This window comes from Rhodospirillaceae bacterium, assembly GCA_016712715.1.
In the GTDB taxonomy this organism is placed as follows: domain Bacteria; phylum Pseudomonadota; class Alphaproteobacteria; order Dongiales; family Dongiaceae; genus Dongia.
The window spans coordinates 615,062-637,055 of record JADJQM010000002.1 but is presented as its reverse complement, the minus strand read 5'-3'; the positions used below and the strand labels follow the sequence as shown (position 1 = coordinate 637,055).

Here is a 21,994-nt window from a genome sequence, read left to right as displayed (position 1 = left end):
CCCCACCCGGTCGGGGTGGGGCTGCGATACCCTCAGCGTGGCGGATGTCAGCCCTCAGCGGCGGCCACCCTGCCAGACGCCGGGCCAGGCCTGGCTGCCGTCATCGTCGAACCGGTCCGCCTCGTCCCAGCGCTGGTAGCGCGCCTGTTGCTGATTGCGGAAGGCGAGGTAGTGGTTGAGGCGGGCCTGGTATTCCTTGCGCGAGACGCGGTGGTTGTCGTCGCGGTCAAGCCGGTCATAGCCGTGCTTCTCGGCCCATTTCCATTCCTTCTTGGTGACATCGCCATTGCCGTCGCGGTCGACCTGCTGCCAGCCGAACGGCGCCGGCACCGGTTTGTAGCGCTCCTTGGCGGCCGCCGGCGTTGCCGCGCCGGCAATGGCCAAGACGGCCAGAACGGCGCCCAGAACCTGCAAACGCGTGGTGACTGACATGATCGTCCCTTCTCATGAATGACGCCGAACGCGGCGCCGACATGAGATTCTACGGATCCCGGTGCCGAACCCGGCGATCACGTTCAGGTGACGATATCAGGCGGCCTTGCTGCCGTGCTTCGGCAGCAGTCCCAGGATCTCGGCCGCGGCTTTCGGGATGTTGGTGCCGGGGCCGAAGATGGCGGCGACGCCCGCGTCGCGCAGCATCGGATAATCCTGTGCCGGGATGACGCCACCGCAGATGACGCGGATGTCGTCGGCGCCCTGGTCCTTCAAGGCCTGGATCAACTGCGGCACCAGGGTCTTGTGTCCGGCCGCCTGGCTGGAGACGCCGATGACATGGACGTCGTTCTCGATCGCCTGGCGCGCGGCCTCCTCGGGCAATTGGAACAGCGGCCCCACATCGACGTCGAAACCGAGATCGGCAAAGGCGGTGGCGATGATCTTCGCGCCGCGGTCATGGCCGTCCTGGCCCAGTTTCACCACCAGCATGCGCGGGCGGCGGCCTTCGGCGGTCGCAAAATCCTGGATGCTGCGCTGGATCGCGGCGAAGTCCGGATCGTCGCGATAGGCGGCGCCGTAGACGCCGGCGATCGAGCGGATCTCGGCCTTGTGGCGCGTATACACCAGTTCGAGCGCGCTGGAGACTTCACCCACCGAGGCGCGGGCGCGCATCGCATCAACGGCAAGCGCCAGCAGATTGCCGCTGCTATTCCGGGCCGCCTGTGTCAGCGCATCGAGCGCGGCCTTGACCTTCGCCGGATCGCGGGCAGCCTTCATCTTGTTGAGGCGCTCGATCTGCGACAGGCGCACTTTGCTGTTGTCGATGTCGAGCACGTCGACATGGGTGGTCTCGTTCGACTGGTATTTGTTGACGCCGACGATGACGTCTTCACCGCGATCGACACGCGCCTGGCGCTTGGCGGCGGCTTCCTCGATACGCAGCTTCGGCATGCCGCTTTCCACAGCCTTGGTCATGCCGCCCAATGCTTCCACTTCCGCGATAAGTTTTTCGGCATGAGCCACAAGGCTCGCCGTCAGGCTCTCGACGTAATAGCTGCCGGCCATGGGATCGATGACCGCGGGAATGCCGCTTTCCTCCTGGATCACCAGCTGCGTGTTGCGCGCGATGTTGGCGGAGAAGGGTGTCGGCAAGGCAATCGCTTCATCCAGCGCATTGGTATGCAGCGACTGGGTGCCGCCCAGCACCGCGGCCATCGCCTCGATGGTGGTGCGGATCACATTGTTATAGGGATCCTGCTCCTGCAGCGAGACGCCCGAGGTTTGACAATGCGTGCGCAGCGCCGAGGATTGCGGGTCCTTCGGGTCGAACTGCACCATCATCTTCGCCCACAGATAGCGCGCTGCGCGGAGCTTCGCGATCTCCATGAAGAAGTTCATGCCGATGGCGAAGAAGAAAGAAAGGCGCGGCGCGAACTCGTCGACCTTCAGACCCTTCGACAAGGCGGCGCGCACATATTCAAGACCGTCAGCGAGCGTGAAGGCCAGCTCCTGCACCGCATTGGCGCCGGCTTCCTGCATGTGATAGCCGCTGATCGAGATCGAATTGAATTTCGGCATGTTCTGCGCCGTGTATTCGATGATGTCGGCGACGATGCGCATCGAGGGCGTCGGCGGATAGATATAGGTGTTGCGGACCATGAACTCCTTGAGGATGTCGTTCTGGATCGTGCCCGACAATTTCGCCGCCGGCACACCCTGTTCCTCGCCGGCGACGATGAAGGCCGCGAGCACCGGGAGCACCGCGCCGTTCATGGTCATGCTGACCGACATTTTGTCGAGTGGGATGCCGTCGAACAGGATCTTCATGTCCTCGACGGAATCGATGGCGACACCGGCCTTCCCCACATCGCCCATGACGCGAGGATGGTCGCTGTCATAACCGCGATGGGTGGCGAGATCGAAGGCGACCGAAAGCCCCATCTGCCCGCGACGCAGATTCTCGCGGTAGAAGGCGTTGGAATCCTCGGCGGTGGAAAAGCCCGCATATTGCCGGATGGTCCAGGGGCGGTTCGCATACATGGTGGCGCGGGGACCGCGGGTATAGGGCGCAAAGCCCGGCAAGGTGCCGACGCTCTCCAGCCCCGCGAGGTCGGCCTCGGTATAGAGGGCCTTGAGGGTGATGCCTTCCGGCGTCTCGCGGTTGAGGGTCGCGGGATCGGCGCCTTTCAGCTCCGCAGCCGCCAGCTTCTGCCAGTCGGCCAGCGACTTCTTCGGAAAATCGGCCACGCGCGTTCCTCCTCACCCAATCTTCTCGCTGCCGGCTATTTCGCAGTGCAGCATTTTGCTCAAGCTAGCAGAGGTCGGGCAACAGAGTCCAGACGATGCGAAGGGATAAGACCTAGCGCGGCACGAGGTGCAGGATCTGATCGTCCCCATTGTCGGTGGCAAGATAGAGGCTGCCATCGGGGGCTTCGGCGATATCGCGCAGGCGGCCGAATTGGTCGTCGATCAGGATCTCCGACTTCACGACCTTGTCGCCGTCGAGCTCGAGGTGATAGAGGCGGCCGGTTTTGAGCGCCACGAACAGGATGTCGCCCTGCCAGTCCGGGAAGGCCGCGCCGCGATAGAAGATGAGGTCCGAGATGGCGATGGTGGAGCTGCGCTCAAATTCGGCAATGGCCGGCTGGTAATTGGCGATCCCGTTGCAGGGATCGATGCCGCGGCATTTGGGCCAGCCGTAATTGCCGCCCTTCACGATGCGGTTCAATTCGTCCTGGCTGTCCGGCCCATGCTCGGTCGACCACAGCGCACCGTCCGTGGGGCGGAAGGCGAGGCCCTGCGGGTTGCGGTGACCGATGCTCCAGACGGGGGAGCCGGGAAACGGGTTGTCGGTGGGGATGGTGCCATCGCGTTTCAGGCGAAAGATCTTGCCGTGAAAGGTCGTCGGGTCCTGGGCGTCGGCGGCCTCGGTCGCATCGCCCATGCTGGCATAGAGGAATCCGTCCGGGGACATGGCGACGCGACAGCCATTGTGCCAGCGGGCACCCGGCAGATCGTCGATCAGCACCAGCTCGTCCTGCAGCGCATTGCCCTTGAGGGTGAAGCGCGACAGGCGGTTGCCGGCACTCAACACACCGCCGGTCGAATAGCAGAGATAGAGATGGCCGTTCTCGGCAAAGGCCGGGTCGAGCGCCATGCCCATCAGGCCGGATTCGCTTTGAACACGGATGTCCGGCAGGCCGCCGATCTTGCGGGCCTTGCCGCTCGCGGGATCGATGTGGCGCAGGCGGCCCGGCCTTTCGGTCACCAGCACCTTGTCGTCGGGTGTCACGGCGATCGTCCAGGGATGTTCGAGACCATCGGTGAGGGTCGTGACGGTAAAGGGCGCTTCCGCGCGCACCGGCTGCGTTGCCAGCAGCAGTGACGCGATGACCAGCAGAATGCGACGCATGACTTCGATCCCTCTACAGCCTGAACCCAGGATGTGGGACGAATAGCGCCGGCATCAAGCCTTCAGAGCTGCATCAACGCGTCGATCTGGGCCTGGTCGATGACATGATCGTCGCCATGGATGATGGCCGAGGCCTGGCCGATGAGGTCCTGCAGGTTCTGCGAGGCGCGCGCCGCCACATGGCGGGTCTGATCTTCATTGCCCTCGGCGAGGATCACATCCAGCCGCTTGATGGAGATGGCGATGAGGCGGTTCATCTCGCGCACCAGCTGGTCGAAAGGCTCTTTGTATTGCGGCGGCGAAAAGGGATAGGCCTCGATCGCAAGCTCGCGGTCGGCGATGCCGGAATTGCGGAAATGCTCGGTATACTCCAGCGGTTCCCAGGCCTTGCAATCATCCAGGCATTCCGGCGCGTCCGGCACGATCTCGAGCAGCATCACGATTTCATTGATGTGGTTGAGATAGTCGGTCGCCAGCAGCGACCGCTCATTGACGTTGGAGCCAACGGCGCGCGCGCTCAGTTCGCGAAAACGCTGCTCGGCCTCGCTCGTGGCCATGGGTGAGTTGGTGGCGCTCATGACCCCTCTTGGGCCAAAAAGAGGTGCGACGTCAAGCAGATAGCGCCGATATTCAGCCTAAGTATGGTTAAAAATTCCCTTAGGGTGTGATCCGGTAGAAGGTCAGCGGCTCGGCAAATCCCTTGAGCGCCGCGCGGTAGGGCAGTGGCTGCAACCCGCCCAAGGCGGGTGCGACGGTGGGATCGTCGATCATCTCCTGCGACAGGACGATATCGCCGCCCACACTTTGCCCCTGGAGGCGGGCCGCCATGTTGACGGTCGAGCCGAAATAATCCAGCCGGTCGTTGAGGGTCACGGCGATGCTGGGGCCCTGGTGGAGGCCGAGCTTGACGATGATCGCCCGGTTGCTCTCGGCGTCGCCCCGCGCTGCGAGGTCGCGCTGGATCGCGAGGGCGGCGCGCAAGCCGTCCTCGGGCTTCGCGAAGGCAGCCATGACCGCATCGCCGATGGTCTTCACCACCGCCCCGTCATGGTGGCGGATGATGTCGGCCATGAAGGCGAAGTGATCGCGCACCAGGTGATAGGCGGCGGCATCGCCGATCTGCTGGTAAAGCGCCGTCGAGGCCTTGAGGTCGGAGAAGAGCAGGGTGACGCGGCCGACCGAGACTTCGTCGCCGGGTCGCAGCACGTCTTCGGAAAAGAGGTCGCGGAAGGCCTGCAGCGCGGTGAGGCGGTCGGCGGTCAGGCAATCGGCCACCCAATGCCGGCTTTCGATGATGGCGATGCGCGGGCGGTCGCTGTGATTCTCGAAGCGCAGCCTGCCGGCCGGCGCCGGTTGGCCGGCACTGACGTCATCCCTGCCGATGATCACGGCCGGGAAGGCCGCGCCGTCATGCACGATGTCGCATTCCGGTCCCGGTTCCAGGGTGCGCAGGCGATAGGGACCCCGGGCGAGGTGACCCGGCAGGTCACGGATCTCGGCCGGCGCCAGATGGATCTGCGCCCGCACATGGGGCACCGACATCGGTCCCCACATGCAATATTCGCCGGATTCCAGCGCACGGATAGCCGCTGCCGGGCGAAAGCTCGCCTCGACATTCTTCGAGAAATCACGGTCGTAATCGATGTTGCACGAGCTGCAATGGGCGCCCGTGGGCAGGCGATCGAGACCGCCGGCCCAGGCCTTCGCGACCCGGCAGCGCGGGCACAGAATGTCCCAGCGCAGTTCGAGAAGGCCGGCCTTCACGGCCTGCAGGCAAAGCTCGATGGCATGGCGTTCCGGCACGGCCCATGCACGCGCAAGCCCGAGTGGCCGAACATGCCAGAGATCGACCTCCTGCGCCGTCAGCACATGATCGGCGAGCCGACGCGCGAGGTCATGGCCATTGGGTGTCGCTTCGATCTCCGCCACCATGCGGTCGAGCTTGGTCCGGGTTTCGGGGCTGACCCCGGGGGCCGCATAGGTGAAGATGGTCGGCGTCTCGCCGGCGGCATAGCGATCGGCTTCCGCCACCAGGCGCCCGAATGTCTCGCCCGAGGCGTTGAAGAACTTCGTTCCCAGCAGCAACCGGCCGATCCAGTTGCGCGGTGCCGCACTCAGCGTGTAGGTGCCGGTGGCGCCGCCCGACTCGGCATCGGCCTTGATTTCAAGATGCGCACCAAGCTGGGCCAGCGGGCCGCTCGAAAAATCGCGGATATGTTCGAAGAACTGCTCACTGACCCAATTGACCGGCCGTTCCTGCCATTTGATGTCGAACGGCCCCATCTTCACCGCGCCGTAATAGGCGACGGCCCCATCCGGCCCCGGAATCTCCGTGATCTTGTGGCGTGGCAGATTGGCCGCTTCGTTGAAGCGGGCGGTATCGGCGAGGAGCGGCCAGATCGCCGCCGGTGGATTCTTGAAGCGCCAAGTCCAAGACCTGCTTTGAAGATCGCTCATGCTGCTCCATCCGGGACCCCAGCTTTACGTGTGGGTCATCCTGCCGGATCACGGCGACGGCTGGCCAGGAGTTTGTGTGCCAGGAGTTTGTGGGTCAGGCGTTTGTGTGTCAGGCAGATGCCGTGAACAGGGCGCGGAATTCCGGCTCGGCGATAATGCCGGCGGGGGCGGTGCCGGCGGCCTTCAAGCGGTCGCAGGCGACACCGCTGAAATTCGTCTCGCCGAAGCGGCAGCCGCGCAGGCTCACCGGAAATTCGCGCGTCGTGCCATTGGGGAGATGCGCGGTCTGCATCTTGAGATCGGCGCCGGTGAAATTGGCGCGGCGCAGGATGGCGTCGCTGAGATTGGCGCCGCGCAGATCGGCATGCGCAAGGTTGGCGCCGGTGAGATCGGCCATGGTGAAATCGGTGAGGTCGAGGATCGCCTTGTTGAACCTGGTCGAGCGCAGGCGCGCATGAACGAAGATCGCGGCGCTGAGATTGCGACCGGTGAAGTCGACGCCGGACAGATCCATGCCGGAGAAATCGCCGCGTGCGCCGCTGGCGCCGGAGCTTTCCACCCATAGTTCATGGGCCATCACCAGATCGGCGATACGCACCGCGGCTTCGGCGGAATCATCGACGGCAATCGCCTCGGTCAGATCAAGTTTTGTGTAGCTCGCTTTCTCGATCTCGACGCCGAAGATGTTGGCATCCTTGAGGATGGCACCGTCAAGCTTGGCGCCTTCGATGGCGGCCCGGTTGAGCATGGCACCGGTGAGGTTGCAGCCGGCCATATTGGCGCCGCGCAGATCGGCGTCCTTCAGCGACGAGCCGGAAAAATCGGCCTGGCTGAGATCGGCATTGCGCAAAATGGCGCCGGAGAGATCGGCCTTGCGCACCACCGAGGCATGGAGCTTCGCGCCTTCCAGATTGGCGCGCGTCATGCCCGTGCCGTTTTGCGCCGTGATCACGTTGTTGCGTTGCGCCGGGCCGGTATTGCCATCGACATTGACCAGCAGCGAGCCATCACGGAAATCGGCGCCGGTCAGCAGGGCCTCGCTGAAATCGGTTCCCTGCAGATGCGCGCCGCGAAAATCCGACCCGCGGCAATCGGCACGCAGCAAGGTGCTGCCGGCAAGGTTGGCGGCAAAGAAGTCGACTTCGTCGAGCTTCGAATCATTGAGGTCGGAATTGAGGATCTGCACGCCGGTCAATTTGGCGCGCGTCAGGACCACGCCCGGCAGGCCGAAATTCTCCAGGACCACGAGCGACAGGTCGCCGCGCTTACCGCCGCGCTCCTGGCGAAGCCATCGACGGTGCGCGACCAGCGTCGCGCGCAAGATGTCCATATCCATGGCGATCGTTCTCTATCGTCCCCCAACTAGACGAGAGTTTAACCATAGAAATATTAAAGAATCCAGTGATGGTAGTTAATTGGCACCGTATCTCGAATATCTGGTGTAAGTAATATTAACGCGGCGCACACAAATATCACGCCTTCCTGTTCTTGCCCGAGGAATCCTTTCCTGGAGAATTCCTCCCTGGCAACGTCTCGCCCGCCAGCAGAGCGGCGGCCTTCCGGGCGTCGCGCGCCTTTTGCGCGTCGACCGTGGGGAAGGCGAGGTTCATCTCCTCCAGGGCGTCCATGGCAATGCCGGCCACGACCAGGCGGGCAAAGGGCTTGTCATCCGCCGGCACGACAAACCAGGGCGCCTGTTTGCTTGCGGTGGCGGCGATGGCTGCCTCATAGGCCGCCATGAAATCCGGCCAGCGCTGGCGGTCGCGAAGGTCGTCCGGTGAAAACTTCCACATCTTGTCCGGATCCTCGATGCGCGCCAGCAGCCGCTTCTTCTGCTCCTCCGGCGAGATGTTGAGGAAGATCTTGCGTACGACGATGCCGTTCCGGGCGAGGTAATCTTCATAGTTCGAGATATCGCCGAGCCGCTCGTCCCAGATCCTCTTGCTGACGATCTTTGCCGGCAGGCGCTGCCCGTCCAGGAAGTGCTGGTAGACGCGCACCGCCACGACCTCTTCGTAATAGGAGCGGTTGAAGATGCCGATACGACCGCGCCGCGGCATGGCAAGGCTGCAGCGCCACAGGAAATCATGTTCAAGCTCGACACCGGCCGGCGCCTTGAACGAGGTGACGTCGACGCCCTGGGGATCGACGCCCGACATGACATTCTTGATGGCGCCGTCCTTGCCCGCGGCATCCATGCCCTGGAGGATGAGGAGCAGCGACCAGCGGCCTTCGGCGTGCAGTCGTTCCTGCAGGCTGTTGAGCTTCTTGCTGCACTCCTTCAGCAGGTCCTCGCCCTTGTCCTTGTCGATCGCATTGCCGATCGCGTTGGCGGCGGCGTAGTTCTTGAGCCGGAAACCCTTGCCGGTCTCGACACGATAGGGCGCGATCATCTCCTTGGCATTCATGCCAGCGGTCGACTTGCCCCCGCCGTTCTTGCCGTTCCCGTTCCTCTTAGATTCCTTCATGGCGTCACCACGACGTTGCCCATTACGGTACCGCTCTCGACGGCCTCATGCGCCACGGCAATATCCTTCAGGACATAGCTCGCGGCGATACTGTGCCGAAGCTGGTTGCCGCGCAGCATGTCGGTAAGCGCTGCGATCGCGCGGGCGCGCAGTGCCGCCGGCTGGTTGTAGACGATGAAAAAGCGATAGCCGATATTGCCGAGGATGGAGGGGCCGAAGCCGACCATCGCTTCGCGCTGGCTTGAGCCGTAAATGGCGATGAGACCGTAATCGGCCATCACGGATGGGAGCCATGAGATGTTGCCGGAAAAATCCACCTCGATCGCGCGGGCGACACCCTTGCCCTGGGTGAGTTTCCGGATCGTGGCGGGAACTTCTTCCTGCTTGCGATCGATGACGAACTCGGCACCGGCCTCCTGCGCATGGGCGGCCTTCGCCGGCGAACTCACCGTCGCGATAACGCGGGCACCTTTGGCCTTGGCCATCTGCACCGCGTAATGGCCGACGGCGCCGGCGCCGCCATTGACCAGGACCCAATCGCCGGCCAGGACGCCGCCATCGGTTTCGACCGCCTGCCAGGCCGTGAGTGCGGGAATGCCAAGACAGGCGCCGGCGGCGAAGTCAGAGCCGTCCGGCAAGGGCACAGCCTGGATCGCGGGCAGGGTCACATATTCCGCCGCCGTTCCGAAGGGCCGGTTCCAGCGCGCGTTCCACATCCAGACACGCTCGCCGACGCGGGAAGGCGGCACGCCGGATCCGACCATGTCGATGATGCCGGCCCCGTCACTGTGGGGGATGATGCGCGGAAAATCGCTGGCGGCGCTGCCGGTCCCGGTCCGCATCTTGACGTCCGAGGGGTTGACGCCGGAGGCATGGACGCGCACGCGCACCTCGCCTGCCTGAGGCAGCGGATCCGGCATCTCGGCCACCTGCAGCACCGCGCGGGCCGGCCCCAGTTTTTCATAGAAAGCCGCCCGCATTTGTCTCGTCTCCACCGCGCCGGGAATCACCGAAATATCGCTGTCGCGAAGCCTAGCCGAGGCTGGCGGCCAGTGATAGTCTCCGCCGCCGATTCGGAGACAAGATGCGGTCGCTCCATCACTTTTCGCTTCAGCCGCAATCGCGGCGCGTGCGCATTCAGCTGCGCGAGAAGAAGCTCGATTTCGACCCCGTGCCAGAGAAACCCTGGGAGCGGCGCGAAGGCCTGCTGCAGTTAAACCCGGCCGGCGAAACGCCCGTGCTGGTGGAAGAGGGTGGCGCCATCATCGCCGGTGCCTATGCCATCGGCGAATATCTTGAAGATGCCTATGCCGAAAACCCGCTGCTGGGCCGCACGGCGCTGGCGCGCGCGGAAACGCGGCGTCTGGTCGCCTGGTTCGACGGCAAGTTCGAGCGGGAAGTGACGCAGAACCTGTTTCACGAAAAGATGCTGAAGCGGCTCCTTGGCCTGGGCGGTCCGGATTCCGGTGCCATCCGTGCCGGGAAAAGCAATATCCGCATCCATCTCGACTATATCTCCTGGCTCTCGGACCGGCGCAACTGGCTGGCCGGCGATGATTTCAGCCTGGCCGACATCGCCGCCGCGGCGCAGATTTCGGCCATCGATTATCTGGGTGACGTCGCCTGGGACCAGTACCGGGAAGCCGCGGAATGGTATGCGCGGGTCAAATCCCGCCCCAGCTTCCGCCCGATCCTGGCCGATACCTGGCCGGGCACGCAGCCGCCCCCCCATTACGCCGATCTGGATTTCTGATTTTGAAGTGCCTCAGGCCGCCTGGTGCGCATTGACCAGGTGGTCGTAGAGCGACAGCATGTTGTCGGTCATGACCTGCCGGTCGGCGCGCTGGCGGACATGGTCGATGACCTGCGGCGTCCTGGCCTCGCGCTCATCGAGCGGCAGGGACAGGGCGTCACGGATGGCCCAGCCCAGCGCCATGGCATCGCCTGCCGGGGTCACCCAGGCCATGGAGCTGCCTTCCAGCACTTCCCGGGCGTTGGGGAAGTCGCTCGCCACCACGGGCCTTCCCAGGGCCTGCGCCTCGATGATCACGCGGTTATAGGTCGCCGGCTCCAGATAGGGGGCGACGATCAGATCGGCCAGCATCAGGGCGGCCGCCATGTCCTTGACCTCGTCGGCCATCAGGACCCGGTCCTGCAACTGATGGTAGACGATCTCCTTTTCCAGCTGTGCGCGGTAGGCGCCGCCATCGGGTTCAGCCCCCACCAGGATGCAACGCAGATCGAGATCGCGGATGAGTGCCAGGGCTTCCAGCAACAGCGAGTGGCCCTTGGCCCGGTCGAAGGCGGCGGGCAGCATGATCACCGGCAGGTCGTCCGGCACGCGCCATTGGTTGGCCAATTGCACCACGCGGGGGGCCGTTACTTGGGCTGGGTCGAAACGGGTGAGGTCGATGCCATAGGGGATGACGCTGAGGCGATGGCCGAGGCTGGGAATGGCCTTGGCAATTTCCTGCGCCGTGGCGTTCGACAGCGTGATCACCAGATCCGATTCGGCAAAGGCGTTGAGGCTGCGCTTGCTCAACGCGCCGACGCCGGCGGGGCCGTCATGGAAGGTCGTGACCAGACGGCAGCCGGCCTTCTTCGCCGCCGCATGACCGATGACGGCAAGGCTGGCGCTCTGGGCGTGGATGATGTCGATCTTGGTCTCGACGGCAAACTTGGCGACGCGCCGTGCGACGTTGAACCCGGTCACCGGATTGCGGCTGGCCAGCTTCATCTCGACCGGCTTCACGCCAAAGCGTGGCAATTCATGTGTCGACACCATGGCCGTCTCATAGGCGATGAATGCCTGGCCGCCAGCCGCCGTCACCGCGCCCGCATATTCCAGCGCCAAGCGTGATCCGCCGCCCGTATCGAAATGCGGCACCAACTGCAACACGGTTGGCGCCTTTCGATCCAAGGCTGGGGTAGTGTAAAGAGGAGGCGCGGAAACGGTGTCGATTGACATCTCTTATCCGGGGAGAGCTTCGCCAATGCAGTCCAACAACAACCCAAAGGTCGCCAGGAACCTGTTATTCGGGCAACCATTATCAGGCCCGGAGCCCGGATTGCAAGCGCGACCGACGGCGCAGGCCGAGCGACTGCCGCTCTCCGGCGACCGCTACATCGCGTATCATCGGCGCAATCATGCCGCTAACGACCTCAACGAGAAGGGAACACACCCCCATCGCCAGCAGCCGGGAATCGTCTTCCTCGGCGGGTTTGCGTCTGACATGAACGGCACCAAGGCGATGGCGCTCGATGCCTATTGCGCCGCAACAGGTCGCGCCTTTGTGCGATTCGATTACCGCGGTCACGGCCAATCCTCCGGCGAATTTGCCGACGGCACGATCAGCGCCTGGCGCGACGACGCGCTCACCGTGATCGACCGGCTGACACAAGGTCCGCAGATTCTGATCGGTTCATCCATGGGTGGCTGGCTGATGCTGCTTGCAGCACTTGCGCGCCCGGCCCGTATTCACGCCCTGATCGGTCTTGCCGCGGCGCCTGATTTTACCGAAGAGCTGATGTGGGAGACGATGGATGCCGGGATGCGCGCCCGCCTGATGGAAGCAGGCCGGATCGAAGAACCCAGCGCCTATAGCGATCAACCTTACGTGATCACGCGGGCACTCATCGAAGATGGTCGCGAACATCGTCTGTTGCGCGGGGCGATCGGTATCGACCGGCCGGTGCGGCTGATCCACGGCCAGGCCGATATCGATGTCCCGTTCAGCATTTCGCTGCGTCTTGCGGATCATCTCGTCGCCAGCGATGTGGTGGTGACGCTGGTCAAGGATGGCGATCACCGCCTGTCGCGCCAGCAGGATCTCGACCGGCTGATCATGACCGTGGACGAATTGTCCTGAACCCTAGAAGCCCTGCGCCAAAAGTGTCTTCAGCCCCAGGCGATAGCTGGGATAGCTGAGCTCGACACCCAATTCACGTTTGATGCGGTCGTTGCGCACGCGCTTGTTGTCGTCATAGAAACTGCGCGCCATGGGCGACAGGTCTGCCGTCTCATAGGGAATCTCGGGCGGTGGCGACACGCCCAGCAAGTGGCAGGCATAGGCCACCACCTCCGCCGGCGGTGCCGGGTCGTCGTCACAGACATTGTAGGCGGCACCGGGATTCGGATGCGCCATCGAGGCCTCGAGGACCGCCGCAATGTCGTCGACATGGATGCGGCTGAACACCTGACCGGGTTTGATCACCCGCCGGGCCTTGCCGGCGCGCACGGTGTCGAGCGCCGAGGAGCCGGGGCCGTAAATGCCGGCCAGGCGGAAAAGATGCGCTGGCTGCGGCAGGGCGCCCCAGGCCTGTTCCGCGCGCAGGCGGCGCTGGCCGCGCTCGCCGCTTGGCTGCAAGGGGCTGGCTTCATCGACCCAGGCACCATCCTTGTCGCCATAGACGCCGGTGGTCGACAGATAGCCGATCCAGGAGAGGTGGCCCGCCGCCTCTGCGATGTCGCCGCGGTTGAGATCGATGACCGGATCGCCCTGGGCATCCGGCGGCACGGAACTCAGCAGATCCGTGACATCGTGCAAAAGGCCCGGCAGATCCGAAAGCGGGCGGTCGCGGTCGAACAGATGCGCGGTAATGCCACGCTCAGCCAGGGCGCGCTGCTTCTCAGGCGACCGGCAGGTGCCGCTGATCCGCCAGCCGCGGGCCAGCAACCGCTGGGCCAGGTGCCGCGCCGAGAATCCCAGGCCAAAGCAGAACAAATGCCCGCGCGACAGATCCCGCTTGTGGGAGGCGTTTCCGCCCGCTCCGATCACCGTCATGAGACTTGCAAAATCCTTCCCATGGTTCCATCAATCCTGCACGAAACCAGAGACTGGTCGTAACCGGCCAGCCTGGAAACATCAATACCGGCGGAAATATCAACCATGCGCCTTCCAGGCTTTTGCGCCACTTTGCTTGCAGCCGCCATCAGCGTGGCGACGCCCGGCCGGGCGCAGGATACCCTCACCGCCGCGGAGAACGAGCAGCAATACGCGGCTTGCATGGTTCTGGTCGACAAGAACCCGACCGAAGCGCTGGAAAGCGGGGTGGCGTGGGAAAAGCAGGGCGGCGCGGACGCGGCCCAGCATTGCCAGGCGCTGGCGCTGATCGGGCTCAAGCAATATGAGGATGCGGGCGTCCTGCTGGAGCGGATCGCCCAGACACTGCCTGCCGTGAAGGCGCGCCTGGCCTCCAATGTCTTCATGCAGGCGGGCCGCGCCTGGACCATGGCGGGCAAGATCGAGCGCGCGCTCCATGACCAGAATGAAGGGTTGAAGATCGACCCCAAGAATGTCGACCTGCTGCTGGACCGTGCGTCGACCTATGGCAATAGCGGCATGTATTTCGAAGCGCTCGACGATCTCAATGTCGCGGCCGATCTCGATTCCAAGCGACCCGACATCTTTGCATTGCGCGCCTCGGCCTATATCGCCCTCAATCAGCTTGACCTTGCCGCCGACAATCTCGACAAGGCGCTGCTGGCGGCGCCGGACTTTCCCGATGCCCTGCTCGAGCGCGGTCGCCTGCGGGCGCTCAATGGCGACAAGGATGGCGCTCGCAAGGATTTCCTGCGCGTGCTTGAGATTGCACCCAAGACGGAAGTCGCCAGCGCCGCACAACGCCAGCTGGAGAAACTCGACATCACCGCCGAATAAAGCCGGTTTGGGCTACCTGCCCCGGTCGGGAAAACACCCGTCGCAAGCGACCCTAACCTCGCGCGAGCTCGTCGCATGAGGTCGTTTGCTGGCTTTCCGCCAGGGGCAACATCAAGGCGTCGATCTGGTCGCACATGAGGTCGAGATTGTCCATGATGATGCCCAGTGCCGCGTCAATCGGCATGCGCCGCAAGCGCCGCTGCCTGAGGTCGATCGGGTGGTCCGCCGCCGGTTGAGCATTGTCCAAGGCCTTGGCAAGTCTTTGGCGCACCTCGCCCCTGATGATGCCGCTGGCGATCGTGATGCTGCACAGGAACATCAACTCGTCTGATATCCTGGTCGTCAGCCCAGCCACTTCCCTGGAAATCGCTGCGAACAGCAGAACCCGGTCAGATTCCGCCCTGGTGTGCCGCCCACGGCCAATGGCTTCGGCCGTGGGCATGGTGGCGGCAAACCTCTGCAGGCATTGATAGGAGTCGATCGACATCCTGTTCGCCCGCGTGGCGCTGACCTTCAGGCGACGGATGGTCGCCTGGCTCGGCGCGCTCGGTGATGTCTCAGTCATGACCGTCACCGAATTCCGCCGATCTTTCCGCAATGAATTTTCTGTCCGTCACGACCAATTCTGATCCTGTTTATCGCTCGCACGGGGCCCGCTTCGCCTCGACCACCGAGGTGATCGCGGTTGAGATCCTGCAGTCCCGCTTGATCATCCGGGCGATCTTCCAACGACCGCCAACCGGGTCCAGAAGGCTTAGTCATCCGGACCCGTCATCGGCCTACATTGCGCGCACGCTTGCCAGGAATTGATCGACTTTCTCCTCAAGTGTGCCGGCCTGCTGCGCCAGCAGCTGCGCATCGGTGAGGACGGAGGTCGAGGATTGTCCGGATTCCTGCGCGGCGATGGTGACGCCGTTGATGTTGAGCGAGACTTCCTTGGTGGCCGCGGATTGCTCTTCGACCGCACCGGAAATGGACGTACTGATCTCGCTGACCTGGCTGATAATCTCGCCGATCTGGCGAATGGCGCTGGCGGTGGTCGAGCTCGATTCCTGAATGCCCTTGATCTGCAGGTCGATCTCTTCGGTGGCCTTGGCGGTCTGCGTGGCCAGTGATTTCACTTCCGAGGCGACGACAGCAAAGCCCTTGCCGGCTTCGCCGGCGCGGGCTGCCTCGATGGTGGCGTTGAGGGCCAGCAGATTGGTCTGGCTGGCGATATCGGAGATGATCCTGGTGACTTCCCCGATCTTCTGCGCGGCCTCGACAAGGTTGCTTACCATGTGCTCCGAGTTCTTGGCCTCTGTCACGGCAACACCCACCACCCGGTTGGATTCGGCGATCTGGCGCGCGATTTCGTTGACGGAGGCGGCCAATTCCTCCGTAGCCGCCGAGACGGTCGATGATTGCTGGTTGGTCTGCTCGGCCGAGGCGGCCAGCGATTGCGCGGTGTTTTGCATGTTCTGTGCCGAGGCGGCCACGGTCTGCACCATGGACTTCACGCCGCTTTCGAAGTCGCTGGCGAGCTTCGCATTTTCCGCCTTGCGCTTGCTGAGGTCGGTGGCGAACTTCACCACCTTCCAGGGCCGACCATTGAGGTCCATGATCGGGTTGTAGGACGCCTCGATCCAGACTTCCTTGCCGCCTTTGCCGATCCGCTTATACTGCCCCACCTGGAATTCGCCCTTGCGCAGATTATCCCAGAACTGTCGGTAGTCGACGCTGTCGCGGTAGCCCGGCTCGACGAACAGGCTGTGATGCTTGCCTTTGATTTCTGAGAGCGTGTAGCCCAGCGTCTTCAGGAAATTCTCGTTGGCGGTGATGATTGTGCCATCGAGTTCGAATTCAATCACAGCCTGAGACCGTCCGATGGCGTCGACCTTGCCGGCGAGATCGGCGAAGACCATTTTCTTGGCGGAAACGTCAGTGGCATATTTGACCACCTTGTAGGGTTTGCCGCCCTTTGTCAGCAGGGGGTTGTATGAAGCCTCGATCCAGACCTCCTTGCCGCCCTTGCCGAGGCGCTTGTACTCCGCCGACTGGAATTCACCGCGGTTGAGCTTTGCCCAGAAGTCGCGATATTCGGCGCTGTCCTTGAAGGCTGGGTCGACAAACATGCTGTGATGGCGGCCTCTGACTTCTTCCAGCGTGTAGCCCAGCGCATTGAGAAAATTCGCATTGGCTGTGATGATCGTACCATCGAGTTTGAATTCGATGACGGCCTGCGACTTGTCGAGAGCTGCAAGCTTGGCAGCAGCATCACCGCCGAACAAAGAAAACCCCATGATCTAAATCCTCTTGAAATTACGTGGCTCGGACGCGGAGCCTCTGGCCACAATGCGTTCGTCCTTGCTTCGAACATAGCTGCGGGGGGCGCGGCCCGCTCCGCGCGGAGTGCCAGCCCTGGGTGCCGATTGCCAAAAAAATCGGTCGGGCGATTCGTGAGGGGAGGAGCGTTTGAACGGCCTGACGATCGCAAAATCTGGTTCAGGCGAGATTCGGTCACCGAATAAGACTATTGTCGGATCACACAGAGAAGTACCGAGGAATATACTCTGCATAAACCTACGCCTGGGCCCGCGTGTCCTCGAAATCTCACCCAGGACCGAGGTTGGCAGCGCCGCGCAATGGCAGCTGGAAAAGCGCGATATCACGGCCGACTGAAACATCCCCGGCCAATCAAATGACCCCGGCCGGTGTCACAGCATATTCTCCAAACGGGAAATGAGCTGCGGAACGAACACTAACCCCGGGCGGCCTCGTCGACCTTGACGCCATCCCACTGCGGCGCCGTGAGGGCCAGCATCAACCCATCGATCTGGTCGCACATGAGGTCGAGATTGTCCATGATGATGCCCAGTGCCGCGTCACCGGCATGCGCCGCAAGCGCCGCTGCCTGAGGTCGATCGGGTGGTCCGCCGTCGGTTGAGCATTGTCCAATGCCTTGGCAAGTCTTTGGCGCACCTCGCCCCTGATGATGCCGCTCGCGATCGTCATGCTGCACAGGAACATCAACTCGTCTGATATCCTTGTCGTCAGCCCGGCCACTTCCCTGGAAATCGCTGCGAACAGCAGAACCCGGTCAGATTCCGCCCTGGTGTGCCGCCCACGGCCAATGGCTTCGGCCGTGGGCATGGTGGCGGCAAACCTCTGCAGGCATTGATAGGAGTCGATCGACATCCTGTTCGCCCGCGTGGCGCTGACCTTCAGGCGACGGATGGTCGCCTGGCTCGGCGCGCTCGGTGATGTCTCAGTCATGACCGTCACCGAATTCCGCCGATCTTTCCGCAGTGACTGACCTGTCCGTCACAGCCATTTTCCAACCCGATCATCGTTCAGGCAGGCTGACTACAGTGCCCGGACCGTGTGCAGGAAGCTGTTCACTTCGCTGCGCAGGGTTTCACCGTAGCGGCTGAGCTCATTGGCGGCCGAGAGCACCTGGGTCGAGGCAGCGCTGGTCTGCTGCGAGGCCTCGGTGACGCCAAGGACATTGGTGGTCACCTCGCTGGTGCCGGCCGCCGCCTGCTGTACGTTCCTGGAAATCTCCTGGGTCGCGGCACCCTGCTCCTCGACCGCCGAGGCGATCGCGGTTGAGATCTCGCTCACCCGGTTGATCGTCTGGGTGATGTTCTGGATGGCACCGGCCGAACTTTCGGTCGATTCCTGGATCGAGCGGACCTGTGTCGCGATCTCCTCCGTGGCGCGCGCGGTCTGCGTCGCCAATTGCTTGACCTCCGACGCCACCACGGCAAAGCCCTTGCCGGCTTCACCGGCACGCGCAGCCTCGATGGTCGCATTGAGGGCCAGGAGATTGGTCTGGCCGGCGATGTCATTGATCAATGTCACCACCGCACCGATCTTCTGCGCGGCTTCGGCCAGTTGCTTGACGCGGCCATTGGTATCGTCCGCCTGATGAACGGCCTGGCCGACGATCCTGGTCGATTCCGTCACCTGGCTGCTGATCTCATGGATCGAGGCCGACAGCTCTTCCGTGGCCGACGCCACGGTCGACACGTTCTGGGTCATCTCCTCGGCGGCGGCGGCAACGGTGTTCGATTGCTGGGCGGTTTGTTCCGCTGTCGCCGCCAGGGACTGCGCCGTGCCCTGAAGTTCGGTGGCGGCGGAGCTCACGGCATTCACGACCTCGGCAATCACCTTGTCGAATCTCGCAACTTCCTCGCCCATGCGGCGGGCGCGTTCGATCTGCCGGTCCTGTTCCACCTGCTGCTCCGCCCGCAGCTTCTCGGCGGCGATCATGTTTTCCTTGAAGATCTGCAGGGCGCCGGCCATCTCGCCGACTTCGTCCTTGCGGTTGGCGCCGATGACGGCCACGTCGCGTTCGCCATTGGACAGGCGCAGCATCACACCCGCCAGGGATTTGACCGGGCTGGAGATGCCGCGACCGATGATCCAGGCGATGGCCAGGCCCAGCGCGAAACCGATCACGGAAAAGCCGATCGCGGTCCATTCGCTCTGCGTCACAACCGTCGTGATCTCGTCGGCGATCCGGGTTTCCTCGGCCTGGGCCGCCGCCTTGATCTTCTCGGCATCAGCGATCACTTCCTCGCTGGCCTCGGCGATTTCCTCATGGACCAGCTTCTCGATCTCTTCATCGATCTCTTCGCCGGATTTGAACGCCGCTTCATAGGCCGGCACCAGGGCTTTCACCTCGTCGACCTCGGCCTTGAAACCGGCAGTGGCCGAGACTTTCTCCAACTGCTCGATCGTCTTCAACAGCGCGTGGAAGGACGCCTCCGCCTGTTCGGCCGCGGCCGCTTCATGGCGGTCCAGCAGCATGTTGACATAGAGCCGTGCGGAGAGCGCTTGCCTCGCGCCCTCGCCGGCGAGGATGGCCGCGTTGCTGTTGCCTTCCTTGACCGCCTTGGCAAGGATCGCCTCGAAATCCTCGGCCAGTTTCGGGGCCGGCGACGCTGAGGGTTTCCGTGGCAAGCTTGGTCCGCGCGATTTCAAGCTCGTTCGCCTTCTCGAAATCGTTGACGATGACCGTCAGCTTCTCCGTCATGGCGGTCAGTTCGGCGCGCTCTTCATCGCTCTCGGCGATCTTGATGCCATGCTCGATACTGGCCGTGATCGCCTTTTCAAGCTCCTGCACCACACCGATCTCGGCACTGTCGCCGGTGCGGACATAGCTGTCGATATGGCCGCGCATTTCCAGCAAGTCGCGCTCGATACTGGCGGAATCGCCGAACAGTTCGACGGCTGCTGTGTAGTGCGTGAGGTCGCTGGCGATACGGCCAAAGCCGATCACGCCGGCAATGGCGACGATCGCCAACACGACCAGCACAGCGCCAAAGCCCAGCAGGGTCTTGGTGAGGATCTTCAGGTTCTGGAAAGTGCCGGCACTGGCCTGGGGCTGCGTGAGCGACATGATGGGTTCCTTGGGTTAGATGGATTCAAGCAGGAAGCGGCGGTGCAGGCTCTGCACCGGCCGTGCGTTCAGCGGGAACAAAGCTGCGAATTGTGCGATCTGTACGGGCGAGGCCTCGATTGGATCCCTGAACACCGTCCACAAAACGCCTTCCGAACACGGGGGTGTGGTGAGCGAGCCCTGATAGCGGAAAAATCCGCGATTGACCGGCAGCAGGCTGTCGAGGCCGATCGTCTGGCCGGTATCCGTCTCCGGCGTCGTTTCCTTGGGCATCGCGGCCCAGATGGGTGCAAGGCCGGGATTATCGGCGCCGGCGCGGATAAAGACGCCCAGGACGGCAAGCTGTCCGGCTGCGGATTTGTGCACGAAATGCAGCTCCAGATCGAAGCTCTGGCCCGAAAGCAGATGCTCGCTCGGGTGATGGAAGTGGAACTGCAGCAGATCAAATTGCTGGCCGTCGATCAGTGTTTTTGAGCCGGGTGCGCAGTTCACCTGAATGGTGTGGCCATTGTTGAGGATCTTGAGGGGTGTCGCCTGGAACATCGGCTGCACGCCGGTAAGCTGGCTGCGGATGCCGGCCTTGATGTCGATCGGCGTCTGTTCGAAGCCCCAGTTCGCAGACTTTGAAATCAGGTGAGAGATCGCCCCAATGCTCCGGGCCACCCTCACCTTCATAAGTCCAATGCGGGCCCTGATGGCCGGCGGTTTCCGCGAGGGCCGCCTTGCCCAGCAGGCTGGTGCAGATCGGGCAGAGTGCGCCTGTGACCGTCAACGTTTGAATCAGGCGGCGGCGTGATATGGCTGGCATTTGTCGCTGGCTCCTCTCGAATCCGGCCGCAATACCTTGCGCGAAGATCGCGCTGGGCGGCCCTTACAATGATCCGAAGATGCCCTGGTTCGTGCCAGGCCGCTCCGCGCGGAGTGCCAGCACTGGGTGCCGACTGCCAGAAAATGGCGGTCGTGCGATTCGTGCGGGAAAGAAAATCTGACCGGCTTGACGACCATAAAAATTGGTTCAGGTGAGAACCAATCACTAAATAAGAATATAGTCGGATCAGATAGAGAAATACCAACCAACTATACTAATGCATATACCTACGCATAGGCCCGAAGTCGTTCTATTTAACAATTCTTAAGTAAAATGCGGCGCAAGATGACCTTGTCAGCAGGAGCTGAAAAAGGAAGCGACCGTGTCTCAATCGACCCGACCCCTTGATACGCGCCCGGCATTTGCCACCAGCAGTTTCGACGAACTGTCAGGCATTCTCGAATCAAAACTGGCGGCGCGGTTCGTGAAACTGCCACCGCGCAATGGGGTGATCGACGCGCGCGCCAATTTCTGCCAGCTGCAGCAGTCCGAGCTTTGGTACTGCGCCTGCAAATGGCCCATCAGGGTGTGGGCGCGACCTGGACCGGCACCACCACAATGACGGCCGTGACGGCCCGGCAAGCCTGCATTTCATCGGCTGCGGTTGAGATCGATTTCGCGGAAGATTTCGAGCAGCTTGTGTGGCGCATTCCCAAGGGCAAGCTGGAACAGAAGCTTGCCCTGATGACCGGCCGCCCGATCGGCTACGCGCTCGATTTTGCGCCCTCGCTTGACCTCTCGACGCCGCAGGGTATCGCGCTCAAATCCGTCTTCGACTGCCTGGTGCAGGCGGCCCAGACAACCCCCGAGCCAGCGGCAAGCCCGGTCGTCGTCGAGCTCGAACAGGCCTTCATCGCGTTGTTTCTTTCGACGGTCGACCACACCGGGCGCGCGCTGCTTGAAAGGGAGGCCGCGGGAGCAGCTCCCTGGCAGGTGCGCCGGGCAGAGAGCCATATCGAAGCCAATTGGGACAAGCCCATCACCATCGAAGACCTGGCCTCGGTGGCGGGAACCAGCTCACGCAGTCTGTTCCGCACGTTCAAGGAAAGCCGTGGTTGCTCGCCGCTCGACTTCGTGCGGCGACTGCGCCTCGATCATGCCAAGCGGATGCTGGATAAGCCGGACACGGTTACCACCGTCACGGATGTGGCTTTTGCCTGCGGTTTTGGGGATCTTGGCCGTTTTGCCAGGAATTCCAGCGAGCCTTTGGCGAGCGACCTTCCGCCATCCTGGCGCGCCACCGCGCCACCGCCGATGGCACTTCAAACCCGGCCCATGACGGCCTCGCCGCCATGAAGCGCTCGTAGC

Annotated in this window: 18 protein-coding genes and 1 pseudogene; 4 read left to right on the top strand and 15 right to left on the bottom strand. The window is 63.1% G+C overall.

Annotated features, from left to right (window positions below; translation table 11 throughout):
- Positions 1–54 precede the first annotated feature (54 nt).
- The 8 genes from IPK59_13725 to IPK59_13690 all read right to left on the bottom strand — a co-directional run bounded on the left by IPK59_13725 (position 55) and on the right by IPK59_13690 (position 9,752).
- The gene (locus IPK59_13725) at positions 55–432 is read right to left on the bottom strand and encodes a hypothetical protein (protein ID MBK8159769.1); all 378 of its coding nucleotides are present in this window, start codon (positions 430–432) and stop codon (positions 55–57) included.
- Between the two features lie 96 nt (positions 433–528).
- Positions 529–2,682: a methylmalonyl-CoA mutase gene (gene scpA / locus IPK59_13720; protein ID MBK8159768.1), complete on the bottom strand. Its 2,154-nt coding sequence runs from the start codon at positions 2,680–2,682 to the stop codon at positions 529–531.
- A gap of 112 nt (positions 2,683–2,794) precedes the next feature.
- Entirely contained in the window at positions 2,795–3,847 is a 1,053-nt protein-coding gene (locus IPK59_13715) for a PQQ-dependent sugar dehydrogenase (GenBank protein MBK8159767.1), read from the bottom strand.
- A gap of 62 nt (positions 3,848–3,909) precedes the next feature.
- Complete coding sequence (locus tag IPK59_13710; GenBank protein ID MBK8159766.1) at positions 3,910–4,404, bottom strand: hypothetical protein; 495 nt, start codon at positions 4,402–4,404, stop codon at positions 3,910–3,912.
- 100 nt (positions 4,405–4,504) lie between these two features.
- Positions 4,505–6,304 (bottom strand): adenylate/guanylate cyclase domain-containing protein, encoded by a 1,800-nt coding sequence (locus IPK59_13705; GenBank protein MBK8159765.1) that lies wholly within the window; start codon positions 6,302–6,304, stop codon positions 4,505–4,507.
- A gap of 109 nt (positions 6,305–6,413) precedes the next feature.
- A complete protein-coding gene (locus tag IPK59_13700; GenBank protein ID MBK8159764.1) occupies positions 6,414–7,640 on the bottom strand; it encodes a pentapeptide repeat-containing protein in 1,227 nt (408 codons plus the stop codon).
- Positions 7,641–7,776: 136 nt separating this feature from the next.
- Complete coding sequence (locus tag IPK59_13695) at positions 7,777–8,712, bottom strand: polyphosphate kinase 2 family protein (GenBank protein ID MBK8159763.1); 936 nt, start codon at positions 8,710–8,712, stop codon at positions 7,777–7,779.
- A gap of 56 nt (positions 8,713–8,768) precedes the next feature.
- A complete protein-coding gene (locus IPK59_13690; protein ID MBK8159762.1) occupies positions 8,769–9,752 on the bottom strand; it encodes an NADPH:quinone reductase in 984 nt (327 codons plus the stop codon).
- Between the two features lie 104 nt (positions 9,753–9,856).
- Here IPK59_13690 and IPK59_13685 point away from each other — a divergent pair, with 104 nt between their 5' ends.
- Positions 9,857–10,525: a glutathione S-transferase family protein gene (locus IPK59_13685; protein MBK8159761.1), complete on the top strand. Its 669-nt coding sequence runs from the start codon at positions 9,857–9,859 to the stop codon at positions 10,523–10,525.
- A 12-nt stretch (positions 10,526–10,537) separates the two neighbouring features.
- Here the strand turns inward: IPK59_13685 and IPK59_13680 are convergent, their stop codons facing one another.
- Positions 10,538–11,671: a glycosyltransferase gene (locus IPK59_13680; protein MBK8159760.1), complete on the bottom strand. Its 1,134-nt coding sequence runs from the start codon at positions 11,669–11,671 to the stop codon at positions 10,538–10,540.
- Between the two features lie 94 nt (positions 11,672–11,765).
- Between IPK59_13680 and IPK59_13675 the strand changes: the two genes are divergently transcribed.
- A complete protein-coding gene (locus tag IPK59_13675) occupies positions 11,766–12,641 on the top strand; it encodes an alpha/beta hydrolase (GenBank protein MBK8159759.1) in 876 nt (291 codons plus the stop codon).
- 3 nt (positions 12,642–12,644) lie between these two features.
- On the opposite strand, the gene IPK59_13670 is transcribed toward IPK59_13675, so the two are convergent.
- Positions 12,645–13,511: an SDR family oxidoreductase gene (locus tag IPK59_13670; GenBank protein ID MBK8159758.1), complete on the bottom strand. Its 867-nt coding sequence runs from the start codon at positions 13,509–13,511 to the stop codon at positions 12,645–12,647.
- 150 nt (positions 13,512–13,661) lie between these two features.
- Here IPK59_13670 and IPK59_13665 point away from each other — a divergent pair, with 150 nt between their 5' ends.
- On the top strand, positions 13,662–14,432 hold the full coding sequence (locus IPK59_13665; GenBank protein ID MBK8159757.1) for a hypothetical protein: 771 nt from the start codon (positions 13,662–13,664) through the stop codon (positions 14,430–14,432).
- Between the two features lie 52 nt (positions 14,433–14,484).
- On the opposite strand, the gene IPK59_13660 is transcribed toward IPK59_13665, so the two are convergent.
- The 5 genes and pseudogenes from IPK59_13660 to IPK59_13640 all read right to left on the bottom strand — a co-directional run bounded on the left by IPK59_13660 (position 14,485) and on the right by IPK59_13640 (position 20,626).
- Positions 14,485–14,997 carry a hypothetical protein gene (locus tag IPK59_13660; GenBank protein ID MBK8159756.1) on the bottom strand — a complete coding sequence of 171 codons (513 nt, stop codon included), beginning with the start codon at positions 14,995–14,997 and terminating at the stop codon, positions 14,485–14,487.
- 214 nt (positions 14,998–15,211) lie between these two features.
- On the bottom strand, positions 15,212–16,714 hold the full coding sequence (locus IPK59_13655) for a PAS domain-containing methyl-accepting chemotaxis protein (GenBank protein ID MBK8159755.1): 1,503 nt from the start codon (positions 16,712–16,714) through the stop codon (positions 15,212–15,214).
- A 520-nt stretch (positions 16,715–17,234) separates the two neighbouring features.
- Positions 17,235–17,687 carry a hypothetical protein gene (locus IPK59_13650; GenBank protein MBK8159754.1) on the bottom strand — a complete coding sequence of 151 codons (453 nt, stop codon included), beginning with the start codon at positions 17,685–17,687 and terminating at the stop codon, positions 17,235–17,237.
- Positions 17,688–17,777: 90 nt separating this feature from the next.
- Positions 17,778–19,379, bottom strand: coding sequence for a HAMP domain-containing protein (locus IPK59_13645; GenBank protein ID MBK8159753.1), 1,602 nt, complete (start codon positions 19,377–19,379; stop codon positions 17,778–17,780).
- A 454-nt stretch (positions 19,380–19,833) separates the two neighbouring features.
- Positions 19,834–20,626 (bottom strand): annotated as a pseudogene (locus tag IPK59_13640) (carbonic anhydrase).
- Positions 20,627–21,181: 555 nt separating this feature from the next.
- On the opposite strand from IPK59_13640, the gene IPK59_13635 reads away from it, so the two are divergent.
- Positions 21,182–21,982, top strand: coding sequence for a helix-turn-helix transcriptional regulator (locus IPK59_13635; protein MBK8159752.1), 801 nt, complete (start codon positions 21,182–21,184; stop codon positions 21,980–21,982).
- Positions 21,983–21,994: the final 12 nt, after the last annotated feature.

What these genes read in the sequence shown, in the direction of transcription:
- IPK59_13725 (MBK8159769.1), bottom strand. Translation starts at nt 432, where the DNA reads ATGTCAGTCACCACGCGTTTGCAGGTTCTGGGCGCCGTTCTGGCCGTC.
- IPK59_13715 (MBK8159767.1), bottom strand. Translation starts at nt 3,847, where the DNA reads ATGCGTCGCATTCTGCTGGTCATCGCGTCACTGCTGCTGGCAACGCAG.
- IPK59_13710 (MBK8159766.1), bottom strand. Translation starts at nt 4,404, where the DNA reads ATGGCCACGAGCGAGGCCGAGCAGCGTTTTCGCGAACTGAGCGCGCGC.
- IPK59_13705 (MBK8159765.1), bottom strand. Translation starts at nt 6,304, where the DNA reads ATGAGCGATCTTCAAAGCAGGTCTTGGACTTGGCGCTTCAAGAATCCA.
- IPK59_13700 (MBK8159764.1), bottom strand. Translation starts at nt 7,640, where the DNA reads ATGGATATGGACATCTTGCGCGCGACGCTGGTCGCGCACCGTCGATGG.
- IPK59_13695 (MBK8159763.1), bottom strand. Translation starts at nt 8,712, where the DNA reads ATGAATGCCAAGGAGATGATCGCGCCCTATCGTGTCGAGACCGGCAAG.
- IPK59_13690 (MBK8159762.1), bottom strand. Translation starts at nt 9,752, where the DNA reads ATGCGGGCGGCTTTCTATGAAAAACTGGGGCCGGCCCGCGCGGTGCTG.
- IPK59_13685 (MBK8159761.1), top strand. Translation starts at nt 9,857, where the DNA reads ATGCGGTCGCTCCATCACTTTTCGCTTCAGCCGCAATCGCGGCGCGTG.
- IPK59_13675 (MBK8159759.1), top strand. Translation starts at nt 11,766, where the DNA reads ATGCAGTCCAACAACAACCCAAAGGTCGCCAGGAACCTGTTATTCGGG.
- IPK59_13665 (MBK8159757.1), top strand. Translation starts at nt 13,662, where the DNA reads ATGCGCCTTCCAGGCTTTTGCGCCACTTTGCTTGCAGCCGCCATCAGC.
- IPK59_13660 (MBK8159756.1), bottom strand. Translation starts at nt 14,997, where the DNA reads ATGACTGAGACATCACCGAGCGCGCCGAGCCAGGCGACCATCCGTCGC.
- IPK59_13655 (MBK8159755.1), bottom strand. Translation starts at nt 16,714, where the DNA reads ATGGGGTTTTCTTTGTTCGGCGGTGATGCTGCTGCCAAGCTTGCAGCT.
- IPK59_13650 (MBK8159754.1), bottom strand. Translation starts at nt 17,687, where the DNA reads ATGACTGAGACATCACCGAGCGCGCCGAGCCAGGCGACCATCCGTCGC.